The organism is Photorhabdus antumapuensis, assembly GCF_020387775.1.
Classification (GTDB): domain Bacteria; phylum Pseudomonadota; class Gammaproteobacteria; order Enterobacterales; family Enterobacteriaceae; genus Photorhabdus; species Photorhabdus antumapuensis.
On sequence record NZ_JAHZMK010000033.1, the window covers coordinates 33,043 to 43,163 of the forward strand.

4 protein-coding genes are annotated in these 10,121 nt (G+C 49.7%); 1 reads left to right on the forward strand and 3 read right to left on the reverse strand.

Annotated features, from left to right (window positions below; translation table 11 throughout):
* Positions 1-14 precede the first annotated feature (14 nt).
* Positions 15-383, reverse strand: coding sequence for a histidine phosphatase family protein (locus KZ793_RS14135; protein ID WP_225815920.1), 369 nt, complete (start codon positions 381-383; stop codon positions 15-17).
* A 1,429-nt stretch (positions 384-1,812) separates the two neighbouring features.
* Between KZ793_RS14135 and KZ793_RS14140 the strand changes: the two genes are divergently transcribed.
* On the forward strand, positions 1,813-2,559 hold the full coding sequence (locus KZ793_RS14140; RefSeq protein WP_225815983.1) for an SDR family oxidoreductase: 747 nt from the start codon (positions 1,813-1,815) through the stop codon (positions 2,557-2,559).
* Between the two features lie 289 nt (positions 2,560-2,848).
* Here KZ793_RS14140 and KZ793_RS14145 read toward each other — a convergent pair whose 3' ends face one another.
* Positions 2,849-5,863 (reverse strand): PfaD family polyunsaturated fatty acid/polyketide biosynthesis protein, encoded by a 3,015-nt coding sequence (locus tag KZ793_RS14145; protein ID WP_225815921.1) that lies wholly within the window; start codon positions 5,861-5,863, stop codon positions 2,849-2,851.
* A 2-nt stretch (positions 5,864-5,865) separates the two neighbouring features.
* Positions 5,866-10,119, reverse strand: a complete 4,254-nt coding sequence (locus KZ793_RS14150) for a hotdog fold thioesterase (RefSeq protein WP_225815922.1) — start codon at positions 10,117-10,119, stop codon at positions 5,866-5,868.
* Between the last annotated feature and the right edge of the window lie 2 nt (positions 10,120-10,121).

Below are 10,121 nucleotides of genomic sequence, written 5' to 3' on the forward strand. Positions count from 1 at the left end.
TTATCTTCTTACCTTTAAAGCCATAATCTCAAATGATTTTTCGCGTTAACAAGGACAAGCCTCGATTTTCCACCTATCTCTTCATTCTCTATAACGTGCAATGCCGTATTACTGATACGCATATGCCAGCGTTGTAATAGGGAGCTTTCCAGCCCTAACAACACAAACATTGCTAGCTCTATAGTGAATGCATGGGAAACGATCACCGTGACCTTTTCCCGGCCACGCTGTTGGTGTCGTTGACGCAAAAAATCGGTCACTCGTGCGCGTTGTTCAATAACAGTTTCTACTTCAGGTCTTACTTTAATTGTGGGACTATTTAAAACAGAAAGTAGATTATCTACAGTTTCGGGAGAACTTGTAGGCCACTCAGGCCAAGACATTGTTCGAATGGAAGAGCCTCCATGTATTGCCAGTTTAGACACGATGAGTAATCTCCTTTTCAAATAAGAAGTGATATTGATCCAGCGAAAAATCCATAGGTATCGTTAAGTTATAAGGGATATGTCCCTCTTTCATTTACATATATCCGTCATCTTTCAAGTTGCCTCTTTGTTAGCTGCACTCACTCACCCCGGTCACATAGTTATCTATGCTCCCGGGGATTCGCTCCCTTGCCGCCGCGATGCATCTTGAAATCCATAGGGTATAGAATATCCTATGTGAATTACCGACGGTTTACTAAGTTAAATAACCAATAGCACCGCTACACTCAGTCCTTAAACTCAGTTATAGCTATAGGCTTTCACTTTAATGCAAGGTGTTACACTATTTTTAAGTTTAATTTAAATAAAATCACAAGATTTGAAAAACATTAACATTGGGCATCCTGTTTCTTACTAGAAGATGTATTATCTGGTTAGATTTTTTAATTTCTCAATCCGTGGTTTATTTTAAATCCTGTATAAAAATACAAACCATATAAAAAATCAATAAATTAATAATCTAATTTTCAATATCGTGATTCACGTCATAATTAATCACATGTAAATACCATAAATTCACATATAATATTTCCAATTAGAGTCACACACCAGACAATATATTTCATTTTAATAATTAAGGTTATACATCAAATAATTAGATGTATATATAAAATGCATTTTTTACGCTCAATGAAAGTCTCTATGACTTTATCGTGCATTTCTTCTTATTTTGAAAAAAATGGTTTTTCGGTTCAATCGCTTGCTTCGAGTTCTGGCATTCAAGTTAGTTAGCTCTATACACTGAGTAAACTATTTTCCAACTAAATAGCATTTCGTAATACCGATACAGTAGTCAATTTGATTGATGCCTGAGCCGCGGAAGTTTGATACCTAATAACCAGCACTAATTCATGGTGTTGCTATATTATAACATCTGAATCATTCATCAAAAATAATTAAAATTTATATAAACAAATATCTTAAAAAGGATAAATAAATCGAATTTCCATCCATAAAATCTTCAGGTAAAATCACCATCCCATAATAACCCACTCCATCTATAAATATATTTTCATAATATCCACAGCATAACACTTAGATTATTTTATTTTTAACTAAAAACAATCATACAAATAATAATATCGACATTATAAATATTCCCATGCCATATGCAAAAATTTGCTTTTTATTCAATTTTACTTTATTAATACTGATTCGTTTGATATTTAATTTCTTAATATATACCTAATAGATTTCGAGTTGCATCGCGACGGCAAGGGAGCGAATCCCCGGGAGCATAGATAACTATGTGACCGGGGTGAGTGAGTGCAGCCAACAAAGAGGCAGCTTGAAAGATAACGGGTATAAAACTTTAAATAAGAACACTATGCAGAAAATCACATTAATTACGGGCGGATCTCGCGGTATTGGTCGCGCAACAGCGCTTTATCTGGCAGAAAAAGGGCATCATATTGGAATTGGTTACCACACTAATCAAGCTCAAGCGCTGGAAGTCACAGAAATTATCCATAATATCGGCGGTAAAGCTATCGCCATTCAGGTCAATGTCGCTGATGAAAAACAAGTTGTAGAATTCTTCCAAAGAATTGATAAAGAATTCGGATGTATAACCGGTTTGGTGAATAATGCCGGTATTCTCAAACCACAAGCATCAATTGAACAACTCACCGCTGACCGTCTGAATGATATTCTTGCCGTCAATGTTGTAGGCAGTTTTCTCTGTGCACGGGAAGCAGTTAAAAGAATGTCTTTCCGACATGGTGGACAAGGCGGCTCAATTGTCAATGTTTCATCCGCAGCATCCCGACTGGGATCACCGCACGAATATATAGATTATGCCGCATCGAAAGGTGCAATCGATACTTTGACCATCGGCCTGTCCCTGGAAGTGGCCGATCAGGGAATCCGGGTAAATGCCGTTCGTCCCGGATTTATCTATACCAATATGCACGCCGATGGTGGCGAGCCAAATCGCGTTGATCGGGTGAAAAATTTCCTCCCGATGAAACGAGGTGGACAACCGAAAGAAGTTGCACAGGCTATAGCCTGGTTGCTGTCGGATGAAGCTTCATACGTCACCGGAAATTTTATTGATCTGGCCGGAGGGAAATAAAAAAATCAAAATTATTAGGGCAAATACACTGCCCGTTTCATCAAACCTGAAATGGGGAAACTCATACAGTAAACAATCGACATTTACTCAGATTTCCTCTGGGATAAAGCAGAATTGGCATATTAATAGCAAGGCAAATTGCTGCTGCCTGGATAAATAATATGCCAGAACGCTCATCCAGCTTAGTGCATATCCTTCGCGGTCACCAGATAGCCGATATCCAGCAGCACCTCGACAACTGCCGAACCAAAACCGCCTGCCTCACCAGTGATGACGGCAATTTGCCGACTCATGTATCAATCCCTTCTTTGAAAGTAGTGTCGATAATCTTGCGGGCGTTAGCCATGGCATCGAAGATACGTTCTTCGAAGAAACGCACATCATCCTGTGACATCAGCAAGTTGGAATAGATACGCGACAACGGTGAGAACTGGATGCCGTAGTGTTTAGCCGTCTCGCGGATAATGCCGCCGCAGAACTTTACTTTCTCTCTGTAACCTAGGGATTGCTCTACCGGCTCCTGCTGGGAGTGGTACACCAGCGCGGTTGGCATGCCCTGAATCACCAGAGGTAGATCAACCGCTTCAGCCGCCTTGACGAAGACATTCGCGAGTTGACAAGTAATGCCGGCCATGCGGTCGTAGCAGCCCAGATCACGCTCAATCAGTGAAAAGGTTGCCTTGATAGCCGCCAGCCCCAGCGGATAACCGTTGAAAGTACCGGTATGAATTACTTTGCCACGGGTATACAGGTTCATAATGTCGCGGCGGCCAGCAATGGCGGAAATCGGCATTGCACCACCGCCCAACGCCTTGCCGAAGGTCGCCAAATGCGGGGTGACGCCCAGCAGTTGCTGCGCACCGCCGAGGCCCAGGCGCACACCAGTGATAACTTCATCGAAAATCAGCACAATATTGTATTTTTCACACAGCGCCTTGGCCTTCTCCAGATAGCCTTCACGCGGGAAAATGCCGCCACCGTTGATACAGATAGGCTCCATCAGCACAGCAGCGATTTCGTCGTGATAGCGCTCAATAGTCGTCGCGAGCACATCAATGTCATTCCACGGCAGCATAAAAGACTGACCAATACTCGAACCGCTCTCTTGTCCCCAGGTATCGGGCAAATCGCCCTGGAACTGCTCCGGTGCCGGATAGCGAAGATCCTGCTTATTACACCACCCCATCATGTTATCGGCATTGCCATGGTAATGGCCGTGGAAACGGATAAAGCAATTTTTGCCGGTAAAGCCGCGTGCCAAACGTAACGCATTCTGTACTGCCTCGGTACCACTCAGGCAGAAGCGGACCATCTCGGCACAGGGGATGTACTTCACCATGGTTTCACACACTTCCACTTCCAGATCGCAGGTATCCACCGACGTGACCTTGCCCATGTACTGAATTAACGACTCGTTGTAGGCTTCATTGTGATGACCAACAAACAGTGCGCCGAACTTACAGAATAGATCGAGGTGTTCATTACCATCCAGGTCCCAGATGCGCGAGTTGCGCCCACGGTTGAACGGGATCACCAGTGACCGTTCAGGATCGCTGAAGTTGTAATGAGTGCCACCAGGCAGCAGATCCCAGCACTTTTTATAAAACTCCTTTGAACTTTTCAATGACAGTTTTGTTACTGCGTCTATAGATTGCTTACTTTCCGCCTGTGTTTGTGGTATCGAATTGCCGTTAGCATAATCCACACCTTTGGATAAGTTAAACGGCGCATACCGCTTAACCGGTTCCGGAAGCATGACATGCATAAGCTCAAGCAGTGCAATGCGAGTCAGGTAGGCGGCGCCACTCATCAGCAGCTGGGCAAGTTCCGCCACCTTGCGCTGCTCCACATCCTCCAGTGGCGTACCCTGTAGCCACTCGTTCATCGCCCCCATCGCCGAACCGCACCAGATTTGATAATCCATATGGCGCGTCGCTTCACCGCTTATCGCCCAACGAGATGACTGGCCGAGATACCACTGAAACAGCAGCGCCATTTTTTTCTTTGGCTGCTGCTCCGCCCTTTCAATCACCGCAGACAGGTTGCAACGCTGGAAATAAGCTACCGTCTCCTGCCAGATTTCAGCCAGCGGCTTATGGAAGATCTGCTTTTCCAACTGGGCCACGTCCTGAGCGGGGAGCACGTCCAGGCTGTCGTACTGCTTATACAGCGCATAGAGTTTCTGGGCGCGTACCGCATACATACTGCCCAGTTTCAGCACCTGTACTTTAGCGCCCAGCTCAAACATATCTGCCGACGGCGCCGTCGCCACGTCACCTATCTGCGCCTTGCCTAACATCTGTTTTACCGCCTCAGAAGTGCCGGCCTCCACGCAAGCCTGGTTTATTGAGCCAGTCACCACATACGCCGCGCCGAGGGCAAAGGCAGACAGAATGGCATGAGGGGTTCCCAAGCCGCCTGCTGCGCCAATCCGCACCCGGAAACGGTGGCCGGACTCGTGCTCAATGTCGTCGCGTAACTGCACTACGGAGCGGAAGATGCAGGACAGCACCCCTTGATCAGTATGGCCGCCTGAGTCTCCTTCTACGGTAATGTCATCCGCCATCGGCACCTGACGCGCCAACGCTGCCTGTTCTACGGTAATCACCCCCTCAGCCAGCAGTTTTTCCAGGATATTTTCCGGTGCCGGACGCAAAAAACACTCAGCAACCTCACGGCGTGATACCTTAGCAATGATGCGGTTTTGGCGCAGAATGCCGCCATCTTGTTGCTGCTTCAGCCCACAAGTGCGGTAGTACACTAATGCCATGCTCAGTTTGATATAGGCCGAGGCCTCAACCACCCTGACCTGGTGCTCCATGCACAACCGTACACAGGCCATTTCCCACTCCAGGTTGCCGGGGTTGTGCAGCAGGTTGACACCAAATGGCCCGTTGGGCAGGTGCTGACGCAGCGTGGTAATCGCCTTGGCAATACGCGGAATGCTCAACCCGCCAGCACCTAAAATACCGAGGATACCGTGCTGACCCAAGGCGATCACCATCTCTTCTGAATGAATACCATTTGCCATCGCCCCAGCGTAATAGGCCAGACGTACACCATAATCCCGGCGGAAACTATTATCCCCCAGATCGGCTGCCGTCACCGCTGGTAACATGCCGAGCACGGCCGCCTGCCCGGAAGGAAGTGGTTCATTGGCCGGTAACAGCGCCACCCTGTCACCCAATTGCACCACTTGCAGGGCGTGATCAAGATCATACAAACTGGCAGAACCCGCCGTCAGCGGCAGCGCAGATGCTGGGTGTCGGCTACCGGATTGGTTAACAGATAAACGATGACTCATTTTCATGCTCCCTGTGTCAACAGCGCCGCAGAGGCAGTGGAAGGCAGAGGCAGGCGCCGGGTAAAGCCTGTACCCAGGTTATCACACAGACCAATGACGTTGCCGCGATAGATGATTTCAGCGATGAAGATCAGCGAGATAGCCGTCAAAGTAGTGCTATCACCCTGGTACTGAGCATCGATCGATTTACAGGTCAGGCGATAACGCAACACGTCACGTTCGCACTTCACTTCACTACGGAATTTGGCGCTGCACTGAAGGTTGTACAGCGTGTGGGAGACCAAATCGCTTTGCGAGTTCAGCCCAAGATAATACAGGTAGAACTTTACCAACTGTTCGCAGCCTTCAACCAATAACGTTCCCGGCATGACCGGATCGTTTTTGAAATGCACTTTGAATACCCAGTGTCCAGGATCAATATCCACCTCACCGATCACCTCCCCCAAGCCAAAAGCACCGCCGGACAAATCAACATTCAGCACCCGACTAAGCATGCGTGAATGTGGAGCAGAAAATTTGACGGCACCTTCATGGGCATACTGCGGACCAAAACAGGCGGCGATGTCTCCTTGCATCAGGGCACTGATATGCTGTTCGTCAAAGCGTTGACGCAAGCAGCGCAACGGCGGCGTGAAGGGTTGGGCCAGTTTTGCGGCGGCAAAATACGGCGCGGTATCTATCTGCCTGACTTTGGCGATCTCACGCATGGTGAAGAAGCCGGAGTTACCTACCTGTTTTAACACCAGCCGCTCACCGACGTAGCAGTGGTATTCATAGGCAATCAAGACCATCCCTCCAGCGCGCACGCAGGAGTTGATATCGACCCGACCACGCAGCACCTCACCCGCCTTTGGCATCTCGCTGTACACCGTGGTCTGACTGTCTACCGCGCGGTAGCCCAATAGTCCTTTGAACAGGTGGTCGCAGCCGATGACAGTGAAAGCCACTATCAGCGCGTGGGAGGATTCCACGACGATAAAAGCCGGAGCCTTGCCGTCTACCACATACCAGGCATCAACAGGAATGTCGTACTCCCACTCAATGTAGCAAGGCTCAAGCCGATCCTTAACCGCTGACAGCGCGGTAATACGCGAGACAAACAGGTACGGCGGGGACGGCATGCGAGTGCGTACCGGATAACAGTCCACCTTGGCATACTCTGCCCCTAGCACATTCGCGACCAAACCGTCAGTCAGCTCAATAATCTGGCTCTCATCGAACAGCGGCGCACTAGCAGCTGCTGAGGAATGCTCACTGAGGATGTGATTGAGCAACTGATAATAGGACTGCTCAAGGCGCAGATACTGTAGTTGGGTTTGTGCATTGCGCACCAAGTACTTGAGCGTGGTAGCCGCAGGAGTCACCTGGGTATCAAGGTTCGTCGCGACGTTCACCGCCCCCGAGAAATATGCCAGATTGGCCTCGTTGATGATGAAATCGGCCAGCATTTTCTCCCTGGCGGTATAGACCGTGACCTTAAACTCCCCCGCAGCCGGTACCGTAGCTTTTGCAGGCCGGGCACGCGGCCCATCCTGCGATTCGCGCAGGATCATATGACTGTAGGCGCGGTCGATACCGACATGGTTGATTGCCGCACGCCGCAGCCCCTGTGCCGGTTGCGGCCAGAACTGCGTTTGTCTCGGCAGGGAAAAATTATCTCCGGCGCTGTAGGTCAACTGAGTTGATTGTGCATAATCGGGCAACGCCGGCAGATAGCGCTGGGTAAGTTGCAACGCCGCTTTGATAATTCCCAGCAAGCCATTGGCTGCCGACAGATGACCATAATGCGCCTTCAATGTACCGAGGGTCAGCGGTGCCTGGCGCTGTGGCGAAGCATACACCCGGCCCAATGCGGCCAGCTCGGTGGCAATCTCATCAGGCCGCCCACCAGCGTAAATCTCAAGGTAATCTATCTGTTCCTCGGTGCAACCCGCTGCCGCCAGCCCCTGCGTCATCGCCGTAACCATCTCCTCTTCATCGGCGCTGAACGCCAGTTGGTGATCCGCCGCATGACCGATCGCCAAGCCTTCAACCACCGCATAAATGGGAATGGTCTCGCGCAGAGCATCCTGTTCGCGCCGCAGCACCACGACACCACCACCATCACCCACCGCCTGATTCGCCTGACACGACTGATGGTCCCACAAGACGTTTTCTACCCCGCCGGCAAAACTACAACTGGCAACAATCACGGCATCAACCTGTTGGCGGGCGAGCATAAACTGTGCCAGTTCAAAGGCTTTGAACGGTGCACTCTCTTCACTGTACAACGAGAATACCGGGCCATTCAGGTGCAAGTGAGCGGCAAGCCGACTCGCCACCACGTTACCAATCCCACCGGTAATGCCCTCCGGGTACGGGGTCGGGCACAAGCTATCCTTCAGGATGGTTTGTAACGCCTGCACATCAGTGTCAGGCAGTTCGATGCCGTGACTGCACAGACTCTGCGCCAATTGCCAGCTGATTTCATTGCGTGCCTGGTTACGTAAGCAGCCATAGTCCACCCCTCCGGCTACAATCACGGCAATGTTGCGTTTACTGCCGTCCAACGCATAACCCGCGTCGATGAAGGCACGCTCGGCCACCGGCAATAAAAATAGATGGGAAAGCAGATACGGGCCGACTACGTTCGGTGGCAGTTTGAAACGTTTGCAGTCGAACTCAAATTTCTCAATGTAGGAACCTAGCGGCGGTTGCTCTACCCCACGCATCGCCAACACATCAGCACGTTGTTCAATGCCCATCCAGCGCGTTGGCGGCAGCGTATATAAATGCTGTATCCCTTGTTGCACCGCCTGGTCCAAGGTATCAGTATCCTCCGTCTGCGCCAAGTGTACGCCAATACCCACCAGCGCCAGAGGCGCGATCACCAGTGGGCTCCAGGATTCGCTTTGCGTGGCACGCAACCGTGGATGATCCTCACTGATTACCATATGGGCATTGACACCACCGAAACCGAACGCATTAATTCCGGCACGCTTTGGCCGGCCATTGGCAGGCCACGGCTGGGTACTACGAACCACGTGTTCCAGACCAAGCTGACCCGCCGGCGTGGCCACCAGTTGCTGCACACCAAGGGTCGCAGGAATCAGATCGTGCTGCATGGACAGGATCACCTTCAACAAGCTGCCCATACCAGACGCCGTCAGCATGTGACCATTGTTGGCCTTGTTAGCCCCCAGTAGTGGCCTCTTTTTCGCATAATCAAAGAAAGCTTCAACCGTCGCCAATTCGATTTGATCACCCACCGGGGTACCGGTGGCATGGCATTCGAGATAGTCTATCTCGGGGCTGCTGTTGCGGTAGGCGCGCTCCAGCGCCAAGCGCTGTCCGTTGACGTCTGGCACCAGAATGTGCTTAACCCCAGCGTCGTTGGATAAACCGATCGATTCAATTACGCCATAAATTTTGTCATTATCACGAATGGCATCGGCATAACGTTTGATCGCCACAATGCCAACTCCCTCACCCGCTTTCAACCCTTCGGAGGTGCGTTCAAAGGGCACCGAGGCACCACCATCCGGGAAGGCCCGCAGGATATTAAACCCTTGGTTAACGTAGATATGATCGGCATGGCAAACAGCGCCGACCAGCATCATCTCTGCCTTGCCGCAAGCAAGGTAATCTGCGGCCATTTTTATTGCGTAAAGTGCCGATGAACAAGCGGCATCCAGGGCATAACTCGGCCCCTGCAAACCCAATGCCTGGGCGGCGATGGTGGCATTATGCCCACCCGTTATCAGGTTAAGATCTGAATGCACCTCTTCCGGCCAGAATTGATCGAAGCTGAAATCTGGTCGTCCAATTAATTGCTGGATATATGGCGTTAATAAACGATGGTAAAACGGGCTCATCAAACGCTTGCCACTATGCGTCGGCATACCTATATTACCAATTAACAACCCCGTCTTTTTTAACACGGCCTGTTTATCACGGTATCCACTATCATTCAGCGCCTCTGCCGCCGTATAAATCGTCCATTTAAACAAATTATCCAAAGTCAGTATTTCATTCTCAGGCAGTGCATAACCTTTCGCGTCAAAGTGAAAATCGCGAACGTGTCCATTTCGGTTATAGCTTATTTTATCAACTGTGCCTGAAACCGGATGATAATAAAATGCAGGATCAACACCGACTTCCTTAGCAGATAACGGGGTTGTACTATCATTTTTCAGGCAAAGGTTTGCCCAGTACTTTTCAATGGTATCTGCCTCAGGAAACAGACAGCCCAGCCCCACAATCGCAATATTTTCCATGA

Bases quoted from the DNA above. Each gene is read 5' to 3' on its own strand.
- KZ793_RS14140 (WP_225815983.1), top strand. From the start codon at position 1,813: ATGCAGAAAATCACATTAATTACGGGCGGATCTCGCGGTATTGGTCGC.
- KZ793_RS14150 (WP_225815922.1), bottom strand. From the start codon at position 10,119: ATGGAAAATATTGCGATTGTGGGGCTGGGCTGTCTGTTTCCTGAGGCA.
- KZ793_RS14135 (WP_225815920.1), bottom strand. From the start codon at position 383: ATGTCTTGGCCTGAGTGGCCTACAAGTTCTCCCGAAACTGTAGATAAT.
- KZ793_RS14145 (WP_225815921.1), bottom strand. From the start codon at position 5,863: ATGAGTCATCGTTTATCTGTTAACCAATCCGGTAGCCGACACCCAGCA.